Below are 19,164 nucleotides of genomic sequence, written 5' to 3' on the forward strand. Positions count from 1 at the left end.
GGAGGTGCTAGCGGATTCGCTCATGGAAGTCTCTCCCTGACCTGGTCACGGCCTGCCCGCGGGCGGTCGCGACGACGGGTGACTGACGCAGGGCGAGGGACATCCGCACGAGGTCGCGGCGCCCCTCGGCGGACGCGGGCGGCGCCGCGGGCGTCGCCACCGAGCTGATGACCCTGCCCTCCGGGTCGGCGGCCCTGGCCCGCACCGCCGCCGCCACCATGGCCGCGTCGGCCTCGGCCTGTGCCTGGACGGGGTCGGAGCCGGCGGCCACGGCCGCGTCGTAGGTGTGGGCACGCACCTCGGAGTCGAAGTACGGGCACAGGCTGAGCATGCCGTCGCGGATGTCGGACTCCCGCTGGGTCACCTGGAGTTCGGCGGGCGACCACCAGGAGATACGTACGGCCCGGTCCTCGGGCACGGCGACCGGCCGCAACTCGCGCCACAGCGGCCCGAGCCGGCGATAGGTGGACCAGATGTGCCAGCTGTCCCCGATGCGCTGGCCGATCAACGGGAGACAGAACCCGACCGCGCTGATCTGCGCCCCGGCGGAGGCCAGCGCGGGTGCCACGTAGGTGCTCAGGTCGTCCAGGTTCCCGCCGTTCCACCGGGCGACCACGGCGATGAACTTGGTCGCCGAGTAGGGGATGTTGAACAGGAAGCCGAACGCGATGATCAGCAGTCCGGCCCGCAGCCAGCCGTGCACCCGAAGCGCCCAGCGACAGCACATGACGATCATCGCGACGCCCGCGACCGTGAGCGCCGCAAGGTAGAGCACGACCATCTCGCGGATGAACGGCGTGTTGGCGTAGTACGTGTCGAGATCCCGCCGCCGTTCGATCGGCGCGTCCCCGAGCGCGAACAGCGTGACCAGCGCGACGATCACCACGCCGTACCCGGCGATCCACCGGCGGGAGGTCCGCCGGGTCACCTCCGGCGGACCGCCGCGCCAGTTGATGATCAGCACCAGACAGGCGGCGCTGAAGGCGCTCAGCAGGCCGTAGACCAGCGGCGCGGAGACATTCGCGATGCCGGTGATGCGGTTGACCTCGGAGATCGTCGGCGGGGCCGCGAAGAAGAACACGAGGCCCGCGAGCGCGAGCAGCGTGCACACGGACCGCAGCAGCGGGTCCCGCCAGGAGCGCAGCAGCGCGGGTGCCTTGCAGCCGAAGGCGATCGCCATGACAGCGGCCGGGAGGTAGTAGCTGGAATCATCCATGGCGTCGGCGGCTTCAGCCCCGCGGCCCGCGATAACCCAGGGACGCCCCGATCCGTCCGGCGACCCCGTCCCGCCGCACCGGGCCACGCAGTGCCGAACCGGCCAGCCACGCACGGCACTTGCTCGCCAGCAGCAGTCCGAAGCTCTCGGCGTCCTGCTCGTCCTTGAGGTCGAACCGGGTACGGGCGGCCACCTTCAGGACGGTCGCCTGCAGATCGGCGTCGTCCGACAGTAAGCGGGCGGCGACGGCCGCGCCCTCGACGTGGTGGCTGCAGTGCCCGGAGTTCATGTGCCACAGCTCATGGCCGAGGATCACCAACTGGTGGTCGGGCGCGGTGCGTTCCTCGATGACCACGAGGTCCTGCTCGGCCATGTCGAGCCAGAGCCCGCTGGCGGTCCCGGGCGGGAAGGCGGCCGTGCGGAACTGCACGGGGCGGCCACGGCGTCTGCTCATGGCGTCGCACAGCGCTGCGTAGAGGTCGGCGGGATCCGCCGGTGCCGAGAGCGAGAGCTCGCCCACCAACTCGCCGCACAGGCGGCGCATTTCCTTTCCGATGCCCACGTTCTCCCCCGGATCAGGACTCGGGCCGCTTGACGCTCTCCAAGAGCATGTCCAGCCATTCCGCGACCTTGTCCCGGTGCTGGTCCGTCGGTAGCTGTGCGGCGCGCCAGGCGATGCCACGGACCCCGTGGTCCTGGAGCAGCTGCTCGAAGGGGTCGGCCGCGGCGGCGGCCGAGGCTCTCTCGCGGTCGGCGAGTTGCTGGAGCAGCTCCTGCTCGGAGCGCTGGAGGGCGCCCGCCAACGCCTCGGGGTCCTCGGCCGTGAGGAACCCGGCGTGCACGCGGAAGAAGCGCTGGATGGCGTCGCAGTGCTCCATGGTGGGGCGGCGGTCTCCGTTGATGAGGGCGCCCGCCTGCTGACGCGACATGCCCGCGCCGTCGGCGATCTCCTGCTGTGTGTACCGGCGGCCGTTCGGCTTCAGTCGCGTACGGCGCAGCAGGTCGAGGCGTTGCAGGAAGCGGGTCTGCAGATCCGGCTCACCGGCGGGCCGGCCGCTCAGCAGTGCCTTGACCACGACCTCCGGCACACCGGAGGCCACGGACAGGCGCTGGACGTCGAACACCTCGCTGTGCGGCACACCGAGCCGGTCCGCGAGCGCGTGGACGCGGGCCACCACGGCCGGCAGCAGACCCGTCGCGGTGGCGCCCGGAACCTCGAAGCCATCCGTCACCGACAGGTCTCCCACGTTTCTCTCGACCGCTCTGAGGAAGGTGCGGAACCATGGGGCGCGAAGCCCCCGGAATCCGGGTAGTGCACCGTGAACTTCCGGAGACTAGCCCCTCGTTCGAACTCACATCCAGGCCTCGCCACAACTGTGGCGAGATTCAATCGTCAACAGGCGCCAAATGCCACGATAGTTGACACGCCTCCACCGGTGATAGCAGGATCACGGCGCCGCGTGAAGGCCGCAAAGGCAAGAGGGGTGACCTCCCGATGGAGTACCAGGCAGGAGGGCGGCGGCCGCGGCCGCGACCTGTCCCCGAGAGTCTCCAGGCTCAGGCGTATTTACAGGACTACGCCGCGCTCCTGGAGGCCGTCCCCTTTCCGTCCGTCGTCTTCGATCACCGCTGGGATGTCGTTCTCACGAACGACGCGTTCGAGACACTTTTCCGCGGCGTCGGACCGCATCCCACGGCCATGCCGGGGGACAACTTCCTCCGGTTCGTCCTGTTCCATCCGGATGCGGCCACGATCCTCGCCGAGCACGAGTCGAGCTGGTGTCTGCCGATGCTGGCCCACTTCTCCGCCGCGATGGAGCGGCACGGCCAGGACCGTGTGCTGCTGTCCATCCTCCGGGACATCGCCCAGGATCCGATCATGGACGCCGCGTACCGGCACGGCCTGCCGCACTGGATCCGCTCCGTCGGCCCGGGCGCCCTGGAGCACGACGGCGCCGTACGGCCGCTGTGGCACCCGGACCCTCGGTGGGGCCGTACCGACTGCCGGATCGTCGGCGAAACCCCCAAGACCCTTCAGGACATGGGCTATACGCGCATGACCCTGGTCCTGCGTGAGGCGGACCGCTCCACGGGTGTGACGCGCCGGGCCGCACGGACACGGCGTACGACGAGCCACCTCAGCGTGGTCCCCGCAGCGAAGGCGTGACCCGTGAAGGCGTGACGGCCCGGCTCAGCCTCTGTCGCGACCGTCGCGAGGGCTGCCGGACCGTGTGCCGGACAGGGCGAGGCGGCGGGCGATGAGCCGCGCCGTCGACTCCTGTACGCACTGCTCGGCCAGGGCCCGGGCCGAGTCGGCGGACCCGTCCCGCACCGCCGAGAGAACGGAGCTGTGGCGGCCCGCGGCCTCGTCGCGATACCCGTCGTCCGCGAGGACCAGGCACAGCAGCGCCCCGATCTCCGTCTGGAAGGCGACCTGCTCCCGGGTGAGCCGCGCGGACTGGGCGGCGGCGGCCAGCTCCACATGGAACCGGCCGTACTTCCGGCTGCGCGAAGCGGCGTCCTGAGCCTGCCTCAACTCATCGACCGTACGCCGCAGTTGCTGGAGATCGTCGGGCTCCGTCCGTTGCGCCGCCAGCCGGGCGGCCGCGCCCGAGACCGCCGCCCAGTGGTCGCCGAGATCGCGCAGCTCCTCGGTGCTCCAGCCCGTGAGGCGGGCCTCGAGCCGTTCCTCGCCCGGGAGTTCGGGCAGCGAGACGAAGCTGCCGCCGCCCCGCCCCCTGCGGGTGGTGACCAGACCCTGCTGGCGCAGGGCCATCAGCGCCTCGCGGAGGGTCACGGTGGATACGCCGAGCTGCGCGGCCAGCTCGGTCTCGCCGGGGAGCTGCTCTCCGTCGGCGAGCAGCCCGAGCTCGATGGCGTCGCCGAGCCGACGGACGACCGATTCCACGCGGGCGCGGTTCTCCACCGGCGTGAAGACGGCTCTTCGGACGCCGTTGTCGCCCATGTCTTGCCTCACGGCCACCACCTTGTGCGTTGACTCAACCTTTACCTTAAGGGGGACTTGAGATTTGAACTATGACTTCATATCTTTTCGAGCAACGTAAGACAGCACCAGAAGGGTTCCCGTCCATGCAGGGAAGCGCGGTCCGGCTGAACGGCCTGCGGAAGTCGTTCGGAGAGACGGCCGCCGTGTCCGGGGTCGACCTGGAGATCACGGACGGGGAGTTCTTCTCGATGCTGGGGCCGTCCGGCTCCGGCAAGACCACGGTCCTGCGGCTGATCGCCGGCTTCGAGAGCCCCACCTCCGGCACGATCGAGCTGGCCGGCCAGGACGTCACGGGCCTCGCCCCCTTCGAGCGGGACGTGCACACCGTGTTCCAGGACTACGCGCTGTTCCCGCACATGACCGTGGAGCAGAACGTCGCCTACGCCCTCAAGGTCCGCAAGGTGCGCAAGGCCGAGCGGCTCAAGCGGGCCCGGAAGGCGCTGGCCGAGGTACGCCTGGAAGGGTTCGGCAAGCGTCGCCCCGCCCAGCTCTCCGGCGGGCAGCGCCAGCGTGTCGCGCTCGCCCGCGCTCTCGTCGGCCGCCCCCGCGTGCTGCTGCTCGATGAGCCCCTCGGCGCCCTCGATCTCAAGCTGCGCGAGCAGATGCAGGTCGAGCTCAAGGCCCTCCAGCGGGAGGTCGGCATCACCTTCGTGTTCGTCACGCACGACCAGGAGGAGGCGCTGACGATGAGCGACCGGATCGCAGTCTTCAACCAGGGCCGTATCGAACAGGTCGGCACCCCCGCCGAGGTGTACGAAACGCCGTCGACTCCCTTTGTCGCCGGGTTCGTCGGCACGTCCAATCTGCTCACAGATCAGGCCGCGCAGCGGATCGTCGGCCAAACCGGCACCTACAGCGTGCGGCCCGAGAAGATCCACGTCCTCGAAGGACTCGAAGGACTCGAAGGACTCGAAGGAAGCGAGACGACTGCCCCCGCGGACGCGTCGCAGTACACCACCGCCGCCGGCACGGTCGCCGAGGTCGTCTATCTGGGAGACGCCACCCGTTTCCTCGTGGACCTCGACGCGGGGGGACGCCTCACCGCCCTCCAGCAGAACCTGGAGACCTCGTCCGCGGACGTCGCCGCCTACCGGGGCGCCCGGGTCAGGCTCCGCTGGCACCAACGGCACGCCGTCCGGGTGCCGGACGCCCTCTGAAGGTCCCCCACAGGTCCCGGGCGCGGCTCGCACGCCGCGCCCGCGTCTCCCACCCATCCCCCCACCCAGCTCCCCCTGGAGATCTCGTGCGTTTGAACAGGTCAGTCACGGCCGTCGCGGCCGTCGGCGTGCTGCTGTTGGCCACCGCCTGCGGCTCGTCGGACAGTTCCGATCCGGCCTCGGCGACCGGGCTCAACCCGCCGGACCTCAAGGCCCAGTCCAAGCTCGGCAAGTCGGAGGGTCAGGTCAACCTCATCGCCTGGGCCGGCTATGTCGAGGACGGCTCCAACGACCCGAAGGTCGACTGGGTCAGCGACTTCGAGAAGCAGACCGGCTGCAAGGTCAACTCGAAGACCGCGGCCAGCTCCGACGAGATGGTCAAGCTGATGAAGACCGGCGACTACGACGCCGTCTCCGCCTCCGGTGACGCGTCCCTGCGCCTCATAGCCTCCGGCGACGCGGCGCCCGTCAACACCGGCCTCGTCCCGAACTACAAGGACGTCTTCAGCGGCCTGAAGAAGAAGGACTGGAACTCCGTCGACGGCCAGATGTACGGCATCCCGCACGGCCGCGGCGCCAACCTGCTGATGTACAACACCGAGAAGGTGAAGCCGGCCCCCACCTCCTGGTCCGCGGTCTTCGAAGATGCCTCCCGGCACAAGGGCAAGGTCACCGCGTACGACTCACCCATCTACATCGCCGACGCGGCGCTCTACCTGAAGTCGGCCAGGCCCGAGCTGAAGATCAAGGACCCCTACGCCCTCGACCAGAAGCAGTTCGACGCGGCCGTCAGCCTGCTGAAGAAGCAGAACGCGAACGTCGGCGAGTACTGGAGCGACTACCTGAAGGAGATCTCCGCCTTCAAGAGCGGCGACTCCGTGGTCGGCACCACCTGGCAGGTCATCGCCAACCTCACCGCGGACGAGGGGGCCAAGGTGAAGGCCTTCGTGCCCGACGAGGGCTCCACCGGCTGGTCCGACACCTGGATGCTCTCCGCCAAGGCCAAGCACCCCAACTGCGCCTACCGGTGGATGGACTGGATCATCTCGCCGAAGGCCAACGCGCAGGTCGCCGAGTACTTCGGTGAGGCCCCGGCCAACGCCAAGGCGTGCGAGGAGACCAGCGTCAAGAACTTCTGCGACACGTTCCACGCGAAGGACGAGGCCTACTGGAAGAACATCGCGTTCTGGAACACGCCGATCGAGCAGTGCCTCGACGGACGCACCGACGTCAAGTGCGTGCCCTACGCGAAGTGGGTCCAGGCCTGGACCGAGATCAAGGGCTGACCGCAGCGATGACGCACACCGCGCAGGCCGCCGGACGTTCGCGCGTCCGGCGGCTCGCCGGGACCCTGCACCGCCGACCGCGGCTGCGGCTGTCCCTACTGCTGGCCGCGCCGCTGCTGTGGCTCGCGGTGCTCTATCTCGGCTCGCTGGCCGTGCTGTTCGCCTCCGCGTTCTGGACGACGAACTCCTTCACCTCCGAGGTGGTGAAGGTCTGGTCGACGGACAACTTCGAGACGCTGTTCACCACGCCGGTCTTCCGGCAGGTGATCCTGCGCAGCGTCGGCGTGGCGCTCGCGGTCACCGCGCTGTGTGCCGTGATCGCCTTTCCGGTCGCCTTCTACACGGCCCGCGTCGCCAAACCGAGGTGGCGCCCACTCCTCGTCGTCGCGATCCTCACCCCGCTGTGGGCCAGCTACCTGGTCAAGGTGTACGCCTGGCGGCTGATCCTCTCCAAGGGCGGCCTCGCCGACTGGGTGCTCGCGCCGTTCGGTCTGCACGGCCCGGGCTACGGCCTCGTCGCCGCCGTCATCGCGCTGACGTACCTGTGGCTGCCGTACATGATCCTGCCGATCCACACGGCCCTGGAGCAGATGCCCGGCAACCTCCTCGACGCCTCCGCCGACCTGGGGGCGCGGGCCGGACGTACCTTCCGCTCCGTGGTGCTGCCGACGGTCCTGCCGTCCGTCGCGGCCGGCTCCGTCTTCACGTTCTCCCTGAGCCTCGGTGACTACATCACGGTGCAGATCGTGGGCGGCAAGACCCAGCTGATCGGCAACCTCGTCTACTCCAACATCGAACTGAACCTGCCCATGGCGGCCGCGCTCGGTACCGTCCCGGTCGTCGTCATCGTGCTCTACCTGCTCGCGATGCGCCGCACCGGTGCGCTGAGCAGTCTGTGAGGAGACCGCCGTGCAACTGTCCCGCTCCGCGCGGATCGCGCTGCGCATCGCCGCCGGGTTCGGCTTCGCGGTCATCTACGTCCCGCTCGCGCTCGTGCTCGTCAACTCCTTCAACCGCGACCGCAGCGCGAGCTGGCCGCCGCCCGGCCTCACCACCCGCTGGTGGTCTCTCGCGTGGGACAACGAGGGCGCCCGGGAGGCACTGTGGGTGTCGGTCAAGGCCGGCCTGGGCGCCACGGCCATCGCTCTCGTGCTCGGCACGCTGATCGCCTTCGCCGTCGGCCGCCACCGGTTCTTCGGCCGTGACACCATCTCGTTCGTGGTCGTCCTGCCGATCGCGCTGCCGGGCATCGTCACCGGCATCGCGCTCAACTCGGCTTTCAGTACGGTACTTGAGCCGCTGGGCGTCGGCCTCGGTATGTTCACCGTGGTCGTGGGGCACGCCACCTTCTGCATCGTGGTCGTCTTCAACAACGTCGTCGCACGGCTGCGCCGGACGTCCGGCTCGTACGAGGACGCGGCGATGGACCTGGGCGCGGACACGTTCCGGGCCTTCGTGGACGTCACGTTCCCGCTGGTGCGGTCGGCCCTGCTCGCCGGTGGGCTGCTCGCCTTCGCGCTCTCCTTCGACGAGATCGTGGTGACGACCTTCACGGCGGGACCCGGCGTCGAGACGCTGCCGATCTGGATCTTCAACAACATGACCCGGCCGCAGCAGGCCCCGGTCGTCAACGTGGTGGCCGCCCTGCTCGTCCTGCTGTCCGTGATCCCGATCTACGTGGCCCAGCGACTTTCCGCGGACCCGGCGTCCACGAGCAGGGTCTGATCGCCCGACAGCCTCCATGGCGTGCGGAGAGCTCAGCCCGCGGCCGCTTAAGGGATTCATTAGATGTGCCCATCCTGGCTGGCCGGAAGCATGGCGCAACCAAGAGGCTGAGCGGCACGAGCGGACCGGGCCGCCCGAGGAGCCAGACGGGGAGCACGGACAGATGAAGGAAACACGACCGGCGGATGCCCCGTTCTACGTGCTTCTGGGGCCGGACGGGGCCGGCAAGTCCTCCGTGATGACCGAGCTGAACCGCCGGCTCCCCGAGTGGTCGTTCGCCTCGACCGACGACGCCTTCGTCGGCGACGAACACCGGCTGGTCCGGCAGCTAAGGGCGCACGTGGAGAAAGAGGTACTGCCCGGCCTCGGAGAGACGTATTCCATGGACTTCCTTGCCAGCCTGCTGCAGACGGCGGTGGTCCACCTCAGGGATCGTGTCGGCTTGGCCACCGCACAGTCGCCGCTCGTCATGGACTCCTATTACTACAAGATCCTGGCCAAGTGCCGCCTCGGCGGCGTAGAGGACAACCCGATGTACGCGTGGTGGCGCTCGTTCGCGCAGCCCCGGACGGTCATCTACCTGGACGTGTCACCGCCGTCCGCATGGCGGCGGCTGCAGGGAGGTGCGTCGGTGAACCGGCTGGAGTCCACCGACGTCCGCAGCGGCCGGCTCGGCTTCGAGTCGTATCAGCGCTCGCTGCGGAAACTGATGATGGAAGAGGTGCGGCACGTGCCCGTTGTGATCGTGGACGAGCAGCCGAGTGTGACGAGGGCGGCCGACCGGGTGCTGGAGGTGCTCGCCCCGTGACGTCGCACCCGACCTGGGCCGACCCCGGGCACGCCGAGCGTTACCTGGTCCGTGTCCGGGCCGCGCGGGAGCGGCTGTTGGCCGAGCAGGCCGACCCGCGCGGCGAACAGCAGAAGGTGCTGGCCGATCTTCTGGCGCACAACGCGGACACCGAGTTCGGCCGGGCGCACGGCTTCGGCAGCATCCGCACGATGGACGAGTTCCGGCGGGCCGTCCCGCTGCAGGACTTCGACGCGCACGCCGCGCACATCGAGCGGATGGCCGCCGGCGAGACGAACGTGCTGACCGCCGATGACCCGGTGGTCTACTTCACCAGCAGCGGCAGCACCGGCGCCCACAAAAAGATCCCGGTGACCCGGCGCTTCATGCGGACGACGTTCTTCCCGTTCTACTACGCGGCCTGGGCACCGCTCATCGAGCACTTCCCCGATGTGATGGCCCGCCCCGACGCCGTCCTCAACCTCAAACACGACCCGCTCGCGGCGCCGCCGCGCACCGAGGACGGGCATCCGCACGTCGGCGCCAGCCAGGTCGACTTCGGCACGGCCTTCGGTGAGCCACTCGCCGCCGAGCTGGGCACCGCCGCCCCGTGGGCGGAGCTGCCCGTCGACGTGCGGCCCGACGACCACCTGGAAAAGACGTACCTGCGGCTGCGGTTGGCCGTGCAGAGCGACGTGCGGTGCGTGATCGGCATCAATCCGGCGATGATCGCGGCACTGCCCCACCAGCTGAACCTGTGGTGGCCGCGGATCGTCAAAGAGGTTCACGACGGCACCCTCGGCGGCCTGCCACACGGCACGCCCGATCCGGGCCGGGCCGCGGAACTGTCCCGGCTGGCCGAGTATTTCGGCACCGTGCGGCCGGCCCACGTGTGGCCCCGGATGCGTGCTCTGTTCTGCTGGACGACAGGCGTCGCCTCGCTCTACCTGCCCGCGCTGCGTGAGGAGTTCGGCGCCGGCGTGGCCGCCCTGCCCGCGCCCGTCGCCGCCTCCGAGGGACCCACCGGCGTGCCTTTCGACCGGCACGGCTCGGCGGGCAGCCTCGTACTGTCCGCCTGCGTCTACGAGTTCGCCGACGCGGACACCGACCTCACGCCCGACACACCGACCCTGCAGCCCCACGAACTGGAGGAGGGCCACGACTACCACGTGATCTTCAGCCACGTCGGCGGCTTCTATCGCTACGCGGTGGGTGACGTGGTGCGGGTCGTGGACCGGGTCAACGGTGTCCCGCGGGTCGAGTACGCCGGGCGCAACCGGCTTTCCGACCGGACGGGGGAGCGGCTGCGGGAGGCCCATGTGATCCGGGCGGTCCGCACCGCACTCGACGGCGCCGGACTGCGCCTGCGCAACATCAGCTGCCGGGTGGCCGCGGAGAACGGACAGGCCGCCCGCTACACGTTCGCCGTGGCCCCGCACTCCACATGGGACACCACCGAGGCGACCCGATTCGCCGTCGACGTCGACGCCGCTCTGTCCCTTCAGTCCGCGGACTACGCGCGGGCCCGTACCGGCGGCAAGCTCGCGGCGCCCGAGACGGTACTGGTCGAGGAGACGGCGTTCCAGCACGACTGGCACGCCTCGGTGAGCGGCGGCATCCGGCCCACCCAGGTCAAGGACCGCCTCTTCCGACAGGACCCGTCCCAGTGGGAACGCCTGACCGCCGCAGGCCGGCCCGTTCGTCGCGAGCAGGCGTCGCGCACCTAGGTGTGCCGATCGGCCCCGCCCGGCAATCCGCAACCACCCCACACGCGTGACCAGGAGGGCTCTCATGACAGACCTGACCGACGCCGTAGAACGTACGGCCCTGCTCACCGCCGCTCTCCGCCACGCTGAGAGCGGACGCCCGGACCGCCTCTACGACGACCCCTACGCCGCCGCCCTCGTCGGTGACGCAGGCCCGGCTCTGCTCGCCGAGATCCGCGAGGCGACCTATCCGGCGAACGCCCGCCGCTCCCTGCCCAGCACCCCGGACTACAACGCGATCCGCACCCGGTTCTTCGACGACTACCTGCAGAAGTGCGCGGCGGACCCTTCCATGACGCAGATCGTGCTGGCGCCCTCCGGCATGGACTCCCGGGCCTACCGGCTGCCCTGGCCGGGCCACATCCGCTACTTCGAGGTCGACCGGCCGGCGGTGCAGCGTTTCAAGGCCGACCGGCTGCGACACGTCCAGCCGCAGGTGGACCATCGCGTGATCGAGGTCGACCTGGTCGTGGACGACTGGGAGACCGAACTCGTGGCTGCCGGCTACGACCCGGGCCTGCCCTCCACCTGGCTGCTGGAGGGGTTGCTGTACTACATCCCCGAGCGGGACGTCCATCGCATGCTCGACCGGGTGGCCGCACACTGCGCCCCGGGCAGCCGCATCGCCGCGGACATCGTCAACGAGGCGGCCCTGACCCTGCCGTCCATGCGGGGCCTGCTGGACGTCTTCGCCGGGTGGGGCTGCCCCTGGGTGTTCGGCAGCGATGATCCCGAGGCTCTCTTCGCCGGGCACGGCTATGACGTGCAGGCGGTCCAGCCCGGCGAGGAGGGCGCCGACTACGGCCGCTGGCCGGACCCGGTTCCGCCGCGCGACGTCCGCGACGTCCGCCGGGTGTTCCTCGTCCACGGGACCAGGCGGTGACCCGTACCGCCGTCGTCGCCGGCGGCAGCATCGCCGGGCTCGCCACCGCTCTGGCCCTGGCCGGGCGGGGTTGGCAGGTCCAGGTTCTGGACCGGGCGGCGCCCCCGCCGGACGGCCCGCCCCGTAAGGCGGCCGGCACCTGGGAGCGCCCGCTGGTACCGCAGAGCGGCCACTCGCAGTTTCTGCACTCGCTCGGCGTGGGTGTGTTGCGCGAGCACCTGCCGTTCCTCCTCGATGACGCGGTCGAGGAGGGCGGTCGGCTGCTGGACCTGACCGCGGTGGCGCCGCCGGCCGCCGACCCCGCCGACCGGGACGGCGACGAGCAGCTCCTCGCGCTCGGCATGCGTCGTCCGGTCCTGGAGCTGGTGCTCCTGCGAGCCGTCCGCAACAGACCAGAGGTGACACTCCGTCACCAAACCGTCGTGGACGGGCTGATGCTGGATGAGGACGCCCGGCGAGTCAGGGGTGTGGTGACCCGTGACGGTGCGCGGATCCCTGCCGACGTCGTGATCGACGCCGCCGGCCGTGCGGCGCTCTCCAAGTCCTGGCTGGCGGCCGCCGGCGTCACCGTCGAGCCCGACACCACCTCGCCGTCCCACCTGCGGGCCTTCACCCGGTTCTACCGGCTGCTCTCTCCCGGTGCCGTGCCCGGCCCACTGAACCGGGGCAACGCGGCCGGCGGCGTCTGGGACCACTACGCGGCCGTCGTGCACCCCGCCGACGGCGACGTCTTCGCCATCACCCTGGGCATGCCCAGCCGCGACCCGGCCACCACCGCCCTGCGCAGGCCCGATCCGTTCACGGCCGTGTGCCGCCTGTCCCCGTTCGTCACACCCTGGGTCGACCCCGCGGCGGTGGAACCACTCACCGGAGTCCGCGCCATCACCATGCCGGCCAACGCGCTGCGCGGCATCATCAGCCCCCGGCAGCGACCGGTGGCCGGCCTGTTCGCCGTCGGCGACGCGGCGGCACTGACCAACCCGCTGTACGGGCGGGGCGTTTCGCTGGCACTGCGGCACGCCGTCACGCTGGCCGAACAGCTCGACGACAGTGCCGGCTCGTCGCCGGACCTTGCCGAGCGGGCCGCCCGGCAGGCCCACGAACTGTACCGGCCCTGGTACGAGCAGTCGGTGCACGACGACAACGCCCGGAACCGGATGTGGCGTGCCCGCTTGGCGGGCGAGGAGACCGTTCCGCTTCCGGCGGTGGTGCCCGGCGGACCGCCGCTGCCCGTGGTCGCGGCCGCGGCCACCGGTGACCGCGCGGTGTGGCGGGGGCTGATCCGCGGCGCGATGAGCCTCGACCGCCCGGCGGACGTCTTCGGCGACCCACGGATGCTGGCGCGGATCGAGGCCGCCGCCCGCCCCGTCGCTCAGGCCGCTCGCCCCGTCGCTCCGACCGCCCGTCCCGCTGTTCCGGTCGGCCGCCCCACCGCCCCGGCCGGTGGGCGGCCTCCGACCCGCACGGAGCTGTTGGCGGCGATCGAGCCCCGAGAAGGAACCTGAGGTGACATCCCATCCCAGGGTGCTCCTCGCGCCCATCACCGTCACGCCGTCCAAGCCCCTGACCCCCAGTCACCTCAAGGGCCTGCTCTGGTCGGACGTGCTGTACCGCGCGACCGCCCGGCTGGCCGACGTGACGTACCGGTACAGCCCCACCACGTACTACCCGACCGAACAGGTCCTGGGATTCTGGGAGTTTCTCGACCGGACCGAGGGTGACACCGACTACTCCGGTGCCTCCGAGGAGGACATCGGCGAGCTGTACGTGCGTCACCGGGCGGAGGGCGCTCGGCCGGGAGCGGATGCTCTCCGCCCCTACCTGGAGGCCGTGGAGGCCGGCGACTGGGTGCACCCGGCGAGCAGCAGGGTCCTGCACCTGTGGTCGGGACACTACGCCCGGCTGGGGCTTCACGACCCCGGGATGCTGAAGCACCAGCCGCCCGGCCTCGGGCTGGCTGAGATGATCGAGCGGCTGGTCGCCCGCGGTGTGGGCCTGGACCAGCGGCGCTGGGGCGGCCCGGTCTACCTGGACCTGAGCGGCTGTGGAATGCCGCTGCGGCAGATCGTCACCGCGGACGGCCGCCCGAACTATCTTGCGTGCGCACTGCGCGAGCTCCTGCCGCTCGCCGAGTCCCACGACGAGGTCGTCTTCCTCTACGACCGGGAGCTCGACCCCGACTACCGACTGCTCGAGCGAGTACTGAGCGGCCCGGACACGGCGGTGCACCGCATCCCGATCGGCCGGGTGCCCATCGGCGGGCGGATCGCCTCGGCCCGGCACGGAGGCTGGCACGACCACACCGTGGACGCCCTGATGGACCACCTCGGCAAGGAACACGACGCCGCGGCGATCCGGCTGGGCATGCGCCTGTACTTCCTGGCCACCTTGGGCAAGGGCGACCAGCAGTCGTTCCGCCACGACCTGTTGGAAAAGAGCTGTACGCGCGCCGCGCGACTGCTCGAACGTTCCGCGCAGCACCCGCCGGCCGGATCCGCGGCTCTGGCAGAGGACTTGAGCCGCCACCGACGCTCTCACCTGTACGTCGACCCCTACCGGCTGACCTCGTCGTTGCTCGCCAGGAGCCGGCGCACGGTCGACCGCGACCTGCTCTCCTCGGTGTTCTCCTGTGAGGCTCACTGCGATGACTTCCACAACCGCTGCCGCTGCGGCATCCACGACGGCTCGGAAAGCCTGCCCGGCCGAGGCTTCCCCGGCTGAGCGGCTGCTCGCCGTCACCGCCGACCGCATCCGCGTCACCCGCCCCGACCTTGTGGCCGACCTCGACCTGAACAGCATGGCGGACCTGGAACGGGCCCGGACCCGGATCACCGATGACGCCGCGCGACAGGACGCGGTGGTCGTCGCGGTCGTCCGCGAACCCGACCTGCCCCGGTGGGCCGCTCAGACCTGCGCGTTCGCGCTGGCACTGGAGCCCGCCCGGGCCAGGGCCTGGCGGCGCGCGTTCACCCGCACCCTTCACCTGGCCGGCCAGCCGCTGCGGTTGGCCGAACGGTTCCGGTTCGCACGCGTAGCCCCTGACGGCTCCGTCGGCTGGACGGACCCGCTGCCCGAGGCCGACACCCTTCCCCTGCGACGGCTGCTCAAGGCTTTCGCGGGGACGCAGGAACTGAGCCCGCGCGCCCCCGCCACCGTGCAAGTGCCGCACCCCTTCGAGGCCTCCGCCCCGCGGTGCGCGCCGCGCACCCCCGTCCACCGCGACCTGTACTACGCCACCGCGCGGGTCACCGTCGCCGAGGGCTTGATTCACCTCAACCACCTGCTGGCCGAGGCAGTCATGGACGGCCTGATCGGGCCCGGTGACCGGCTGACTCTCCGGCCGGTGCCCCGCCTGGCCGGCTATGAGCGGACGTTCGCGGCGGCACGCGTCGAGGCCGACGTGCACCGTCCGCGCACCCTCCAGATCTACGCCGCGCTCACCGAGGAGCTCTGACATGGTCCCCAAGACCGACCACCCCGCGCCGCCCGCCGGCGGCCCCGGCACCGCCGACGCCGCCGCGATCCGGCTCGGCATTCACGAGACGCCGGACCTCGCGAACGACGTCATCGCCCGGGCCGGTGCACGCGTCGAGGACTTCGTCCTCGTGCCGTACGACGTCCGCGATCCGTTCAGGCAACTGCGCGCCGGTCAGGTGGACGTCATGCTGGTGAAGTTCGGTCCGCGCGAGAACGACATCGCCGTCGGATCGCCGGTCGGCTTCGACGCGCGCGCCGTACTCGTCGCCGCGGACCACCCGCTGGCCTCCCGCGACGCGGTGTCCGTGGAGGAAGCCGCGTCCTACGACGCCTTCGAGCGGCCGGAGGGTTTTCCGGCGTCCGTGTGGGACCTGATCGTCCCGCCGCGGACGCCCGCCGGGACGCCGATCCGCCGCGTCCACACACTCACCACCATCGAGGCCCTGGTGCGTACCCTGACCACCACACGGGCGGTCCACCTGTCCTTCCGCTCGGTCGAGGCGGCCCTGCCGCCGCAGGTCCGGGCGGTCCCGCTGAGCGATCTCCCCAGCGCGCCGATCGCTCTGGCGTGGCCCAACGGCGCCGTCCTGCCGGCACGCGTGCGGGCCTTCATCCGTGCCGCGGAGGCCGACGCCGCCGGGGCCCCGACCTCGTCCTGATGAGCGAAAGCCCGCACCGCTCCCGCACAATGAAGGACACTCCTTCCGTCAGACGGAAGCCGGGTTGCCGAGTCGTGGCTGCCGTCACGACTGTGGTGACACAACCGGCAGCGCGGGGCGACGGCGCCCCGCTTCCAGGGACGGGACCGCCCATGCCTCATATGACCGCTTTCGCCAGGAACCAGTGGTACGTCGCCGCCTACGCCCACGAGGTCGGGCGCGAACTGCTCGGCCGTACGATCCTCGGTGAGCCGCTCGTCTTCTATCGCACGGAGGAGGACGGGACACCGGTCGTCCTGCACGACCGGTGCGTGCACCGCCGCTACCCGCTGTCGGAGGCCCCGACCCGCCTCGACGGCGACCGGATCGTGTGCGGTTACCACGGCTTCACCTACGACACGACGGGCACCTGTGTGTACGTGCCCGGGCAGAAGCGCGTCCCGCGCACGGCCCGCGTCGCCTCGTACCCGGTGGTGGAGCAGGACTCCCTGATCTGGGTGTGGATCGGCGACCCGGCCCTCGCCGACCCGCAGACCATCCCGCGGGCCAAGCACCTCGACTCCCCGGGCTGGGTCACCGTCCGCGGCATGGAGCCCATCGACTGCGACTACGGCCTCCTCGTCGACAACCTCCTCGACCTCTCCCACGAGACGTATCTGCACGGCGGTTACATCGGCACACCCGAGGTCGCCGAGACGCCGATCACCACCGAGGTCGACGAGGGCGCGGGCATCGTTCGCGTGAGCCGGCACATGGACGACGCGGAGTGCCCGCCGTTCTACGCCAGCTCCACCGGCATCGAGGGCCGCATCACCCGCTGGCAGGACATCGAGTACCACGCGCCCTGCCTCTATCTGCTGCACAGCCGGATCGCCCCGGTCGGCGTCGTGCCCGAGGAGGACGGCAGCGACCCGAACGGCTTCCACACCGAGATCACGTACGCGATCACGCCGTCCGGCGACGGCAAGGTGTACGACTTCTGGATGGTCTCGCGCGACTGGGCGACGGACGACGACGAGGTCACCGAGTTCCTGCGGGGCAACAACCACACGGTCGTCATGCAGGACGTCACCGCGCTCAACCTGCTGCAGAAGACGCTCGGCACCGAGCGCCACGGTTACCAGGAGCTGAGCATCAACATCGACACCGGCGGTCTCGCCGCCCGCCGTATCCTCGCCCGGCTGGTCGAGGAGGGCGAGAAGCCCATGGAGAAGGTCCAGTGACAAGTCCCACCGGCGAGATCTACCGCATCGACTGGCTGCCGGGCACCGACATCCTGCACGGCACCTGTCACTGCGGCCGCGAGCACACGGCACAGGACCCCATCGAGATGTGGGAGTGGATGCTCGCCCACCCGCAAGGACACGAGCCGCGAGGAAACAGCTCATGACCGTGTACGAAGCCGAACTCGTCGTCGACCGCCGGGAGTCCGCGGCCGACGGCGTGCTCACCCTCACCCTCCGCCATCCGCTGGGCGAGGAACTCCCCGCGTGGGAGCCGGGCGCGCACATCGACGTCCTCCTCGGCCCGGACCTGGAGCGGCAGTACTCGCTGTGCGGGGACCCGGCGGACCGGAGCGCCTGGCGGATCGGTGTCCTGCGCGAACCCGACGGGCGCGGTGGATCCGCCTACGTCCACGGGAAGTTGAGGGAAGGCGACAAGGTCCGTGTGCGCGGGCCGCGCAACAACTTCGCGCTCGAACCCGCCCCGCGCTACCGCTTCATCGCGGGCGGCATCGGCATCACCCCGATCCTGCCGATGCTGGCCGCGGCCGAGGCGGCGGGCGCTCAGTGGACGCTGCTGTACGGGGGGCGGACGCGCGACTCCATGGCCTTTACCGAGGAGTTGGCCGCGTACGGGGACCGGGTGGCGATCGCCCCGCAGGACGAGACGGGGCTGCTGGATCTCGGCTCCGTGCTCGACGACGTGCCCGAGGGCACCCTCGTCTACTGCTGCGGTCCGGGGCCGCTGCTGGACGCCGTCGAGGAGCGGTGCCCGGGCGGGGTGCTGCACGTCGAGCGGTTCCAGCCCAAGGAGCAGGAGACCGGCCCGGACAGCGAGTTCGAGGTCGTGCTGGAGCGCACGGGGAAGACGCTGACCGTGCCCATGGGTGTGTCGGTCCTGGACACCGTGCGGGACGCGGGTGTCGAGGTGCTCTACTCCTGCACCGAGGGCACCTGCGGGACCTGCGAGACCGATGTCCTGGAAGGCACCCCCGACCACCGGGACTCGGTGCTCAGCGACGAGGAGCGGGAGGCCGGCGAGACCATGCTCATCTGTGTGTCCCGCTGCCGAGGCAAGCGCCTCGTGCTCGACCTGTGACCCGCAGGTCGGCCTCGATCCGGGCGACCGTGGCCAGCAGGTGCGGCAGCAGGTCACGGCGTACGGACTCGACGGAGTTGCGGCTGGCGTGCACGGGGATGTTGACCGCCGCGACGACTTCGCCGTCCCGGTCGCGCACCGGGACGGCGACCGACCGCAGTCCCTCCTCCAGCTCCTGGTCGACGATCGCGTACCCCTGACGGCGAACACGGCGCAGTTCGGCGCGCAGCGTCCCGGCCGAGACGATGGTGCGGGCCCTGAGGGGCGGTAGCTCGGCGCGGGCCAGCCGGGTGTCGATCTCCTCGTCCGGCAGGTGCGCGAGGATCACCCGGCCCACGGACGTCACATACGCCGGGAAGCGGGTGCCGACGGTGATCGTCGCGGTCATGATGCGACGCGTGGGCACGCGTGCCACGTACACGATGTCGTCGCCGTCGAGAACGCACAGGGACGACGACTCCCTTATCCGCGCGACGAGTTGCTCGAGATGCGGCTCGGCGATCTCGGGCAGGGTGAAACTGGACAGGTACGAGTAGCCGAGTTCCAGGACGCGCGGGGTGAGCCGGAACATCCGCCCGTCCGTCCGCACGTACCCGAGGTCGACGAGGGTGAGCAGGAAGCGGCGGGCGGCCGCGCGGGTCAGCTCGCAGGCGCGCGCCACCTCGCTCAGCGTCAGTTCGGGGTGCTCGGCGTCGAAGGCACGGATGACCGCGAGACCGCGCTCGAAGGACTGGACGAAGTGCGGTTCGCGGGCTTCAGCGGACATCGTCGCCTCCACGAGGAAGCACGGGAAGTGCGCTCTGTACGCACGGAAGTGCGCTCTGCGCACGCTAAGAGCACGCTTCGGCAACTGTCAACGTCCGTGCATGCAAGCCCATT

The 19,164-nt window shown here is 70.6% G+C and carries 20 protein-coding genes; 15 read left to right on the plus strand and 5 right to left on the minus strand.

Going from position 1 to position 19,164, the window contains the following annotated elements; all coding sequences use genetic code 11:
* Positions 1-7 precede the first annotated feature (7 nt).
* Genes FE633_RS18990 through FE633_RS19000 form a run of 3 tightly spaced genes read right to left on the minus strand, consistent with a single transcriptional unit; the run spans position 8 to position 2,448 of the window.
* Complete coding sequence (locus FE633_RS18990; protein ID WP_138046357.1) at positions 8-1,216, minus strand: MAB_1171c family putative transporter; 1,209 nt, start codon at positions 1,214-1,216, stop codon at positions 8-10.
* 13 nt (positions 1,217-1,229) lie between these two features.
* On the minus strand, positions 1,230-1,760 hold the full coding sequence (locus tag FE633_RS18995) for a toxin-antitoxin system, toxin component (protein WP_138046420.1): 531 nt from the start codon (positions 1,758-1,760) through the stop codon (positions 1,230-1,232).
* 31 nt (positions 1,761-1,791) lie between these two features.
* The gene (locus tag FE633_RS19000) at positions 1,792-2,448 is read right to left on the minus strand and encodes a helix-turn-helix domain-containing protein (RefSeq protein ID WP_138046358.1); all 657 of its coding nucleotides are present in this window, start codon (positions 2,446-2,448) and stop codon (positions 1,792-1,794) included.
* A 263-nt stretch (positions 2,449-2,711) separates the two neighbouring features.
* Here FE633_RS19000 and FE633_RS19005 point away from each other — a divergent pair, with 263 nt between their 5' ends.
* On the plus strand, positions 2,712-3,383 hold the full coding sequence (locus tag FE633_RS19005) for an MmyB family transcriptional regulator (protein WP_138046359.1): 672 nt from the start codon (positions 2,712-2,714) through the stop codon (positions 3,381-3,383).
* A 24-nt stretch (positions 3,384-3,407) separates the two neighbouring features.
* Here the strand turns inward: FE633_RS19005 and FE633_RS19010 are convergent, their stop codons facing one another.
* Positions 3,408-4,181 (minus strand): FadR/GntR family transcriptional regulator, encoded by a 774-nt coding sequence (locus FE633_RS19010; RefSeq protein WP_138046421.1) that lies wholly within the window; start codon positions 4,179-4,181, stop codon positions 3,408-3,410.
* Between the two features lie 125 nt (positions 4,182-4,306).
* Between FE633_RS19010 and FE633_RS19015 the strand changes: the two genes are divergently transcribed.
* The 14 genes from FE633_RS19015 to FE633_RS19075 all read left to right on the plus strand — a co-directional run bounded on the left by FE633_RS19015 (position 4,307) and on the right by FE633_RS19075 (position 18,285).
* On the plus strand, positions 4,307-5,380 hold the full coding sequence (locus tag FE633_RS19015; RefSeq protein WP_138046360.1) for an ABC transporter ATP-binding protein: 1,074 nt from the start codon (positions 4,307-4,309) through the stop codon (positions 5,378-5,380).
* 92 nt (positions 5,381-5,472) lie between these two features.
* Positions 5,473-6,666 (plus strand): ABC transporter substrate-binding protein, encoded by a 1,194-nt coding sequence (locus FE633_RS19020; RefSeq protein ID WP_425473192.1) that lies wholly within the window; start codon positions 5,473-5,475, stop codon positions 6,664-6,666.
* An 8-nt stretch (positions 6,667-6,674) separates the two neighbouring features.
* A complete protein-coding gene (locus FE633_RS19025) occupies positions 6,675-7,565 on the plus strand; it encodes an ABC transporter permease (protein WP_138046362.1) in 891 nt (296 codons plus the stop codon).
* Between the two features lie 10 nt (positions 7,566-7,575).
* Entirely contained in the window at positions 7,576-8,391 is an 816-nt protein-coding gene (locus FE633_RS19030) for an ABC transporter permease (RefSeq protein ID WP_138046363.1), read from the plus strand.
* A 163-nt stretch (positions 8,392-8,554) separates the two neighbouring features.
* On the plus strand, positions 8,555-9,199 hold the full coding sequence (locus FE633_RS19035) for a nucleoside/nucleotide kinase family protein (RefSeq protein ID WP_138046364.1): 645 nt from the start codon (positions 8,555-8,557) through the stop codon (positions 9,197-9,199).
* Positions 9,196-10,905, plus strand: coding sequence for a GH3 family acyl-acid amido synthetase (locus FE633_RS19040; RefSeq protein ID WP_138046365.1), 1,710 nt, complete (start codon positions 9,196-9,198; stop codon positions 10,903-10,905). Before FE633_RS19035 ends, FE633_RS19040 begins: the two co-directional genes overlap by 4 nt.
* A gap of 64 nt (positions 10,906-10,969) precedes the next feature.
* On the plus strand, positions 10,970-11,827 hold the full coding sequence (locus FE633_RS19045) for an SAM-dependent methyltransferase (protein WP_138046366.1): 858 nt from the start codon (positions 10,970-10,972) through the stop codon (positions 11,825-11,827).
* Positions 11,824-13,332, plus strand: a complete 1,509-nt coding sequence (locus tag FE633_RS47790) for an NAD(P)/FAD-dependent oxidoreductase (protein WP_212747239.1) — start codon at positions 11,824-11,826, stop codon at positions 13,330-13,332. Before FE633_RS19045 ends, FE633_RS47790 begins: the two co-directional genes overlap by 4 nt.
* A 1-nt stretch (position 13,333) precedes the next feature.
* The gene (locus tag FE633_RS19055; protein ID WP_246113703.1) at positions 13,334-14,548 is read left to right on the plus strand and encodes a hypothetical protein; all 1,215 of its coding nucleotides are present in this window, start codon (positions 13,334-13,336) and stop codon (positions 14,546-14,548) included.
* Entirely contained in the window at positions 14,472-15,281 is an 810-nt protein-coding gene (locus tag FE633_RS19060; protein WP_246113704.1) for a DUF6182 family protein, read from the plus strand. Before FE633_RS19055 ends, FE633_RS19060 begins: the two co-directional genes overlap by 77 nt.
* A 1-nt stretch (position 15,282) precedes the next feature.
* Entirely contained in the window at positions 15,283-15,963 is a 681-nt protein-coding gene (locus FE633_RS19065; RefSeq protein ID WP_138046367.1) for a substrate-binding domain-containing protein, read from the plus strand.
* Between the two features lie 152 nt (positions 15,964-16,115).
* Complete coding sequence (locus tag FE633_RS19070; protein ID WP_171060021.1) at positions 16,116-17,186, plus strand: aromatic ring-hydroxylating dioxygenase subunit alpha; 1,071 nt, start codon at positions 16,116-16,118, stop codon at positions 17,184-17,186.
* Positions 17,183-17,353 carry a hypothetical protein gene (locus FE633_RS47325; RefSeq protein ID WP_171060022.1) on the plus strand — a complete coding sequence of 57 codons (171 nt, stop codon included), beginning with the start codon at positions 17,183-17,185 and terminating at the stop codon, positions 17,351-17,353. Before FE633_RS19070 ends, FE633_RS47325 begins: the two co-directional genes overlap by 4 nt.
* Positions 17,350-18,285 carry a PDR/VanB family oxidoreductase gene (locus FE633_RS19075; RefSeq protein ID WP_138046369.1) on the plus strand — a complete coding sequence of 312 codons (936 nt, stop codon included), beginning with the start codon at positions 17,350-17,352 and terminating at the stop codon, positions 18,283-18,285. Before FE633_RS47325 ends, FE633_RS19075 begins: the two co-directional genes overlap by 4 nt.
* Here FE633_RS19075 and FE633_RS19080 read toward each other — a convergent pair.
* Positions 18,236-19,051, minus strand: a complete 816-nt coding sequence (locus FE633_RS19080) for an IclR family transcriptional regulator domain-containing protein (protein ID WP_138046370.1) — start codon at positions 19,049-19,051, stop codon at positions 18,236-18,238. The two genes, FE633_RS19075 and FE633_RS19080, sit on opposite strands and share 50 nt — an antisense overlap.
* Positions 19,052-19,164 lie beyond the last annotated feature (113 nt).

The organism is Streptomyces montanus, from assembly GCF_005786655.1.
In the GTDB taxonomy this organism is placed as follows: domain Bacteria; phylum Actinomycetota; class Actinomycetes; order Streptomycetales; family Streptomycetaceae; genus Streptomyces; species Streptomyces sporangiiformans.

Coding starts and splice junctions, on each gene's coding strand:
- FE633_RS18990 (WP_138046357.1), bottom strand. CDS start 1,216: ATGGATGATTCCAGCTACTACCTCCCGGCCGCTGTCATGGCGATCGCC.
- FE633_RS18995 (WP_138046420.1), bottom strand. CDS start 1,760: ATGCGCCGCCTGTGCGGCGAGTTGGTGGGCGAGCTCTCGCTCTCGGCA.
- FE633_RS19005 (WP_138046359.1), top strand. CDS start 2,712: ATGGAGTACCAGGCAGGAGGGCGGCGGCCGCGGCCGCGACCTGTCCCC.
- FE633_RS19010 (WP_138046421.1), bottom strand. CDS start 4,181: ATGGGCGACAACGGCGTCCGAAGAGCCGTCTTCACGCCGGTGGAGAAC.
- FE633_RS19015 (WP_138046360.1), top strand. CDS start 4,307: ATGCAGGGAAGCGCGGTCCGGCTGAACGGCCTGCGGAAGTCGTTCGGA.
- FE633_RS19025 (WP_138046362.1), top strand. CDS start 6,675: ATGACGCACACCGCGCAGGCCGCCGGACGTTCGCGCGTCCGGCGGCTC.
- FE633_RS19035 (WP_138046364.1), top strand. CDS start 8,555: ATGAAGGAAACACGACCGGCGGATGCCCCGTTCTACGTGCTTCTGGGG.
- FE633_RS19045 (WP_138046366.1), top strand. CDS start 10,970: ATGACAGACCTGACCGACGCCGTAGAACGTACGGCCCTGCTCACCGCC.
- FE633_RS19060 (WP_246113704.1), top strand. CDS start 14,472: ATGACTTCCACAACCGCTGCCGCTGCGGCATCCACGACGGCTCGGAAA.
- FE633_RS19065 (WP_138046367.1), top strand. CDS start 15,283: ATGGTCCCCAAGACCGACCACCCCGCGCCGCCCGCCGGCGGCCCCGGC.
- FE633_RS19070 (WP_171060021.1), top strand. CDS start 16,116: ATGCCTCATATGACCGCTTTCGCCAGGAACCAGTGGTACGTCGCCGCC.
- FE633_RS19075 (WP_138046369.1), top strand. CDS start 17,350: ATGACCGTGTACGAAGCCGAACTCGTCGTCGACCGCCGGGAGTCCGCG.
- FE633_RS19080 (WP_138046370.1), bottom strand. CDS start 19,051: ATGTCCGCTGAAGCCCGCGAACCGCACTTCGTCCAGTCCTTCGAGCGC.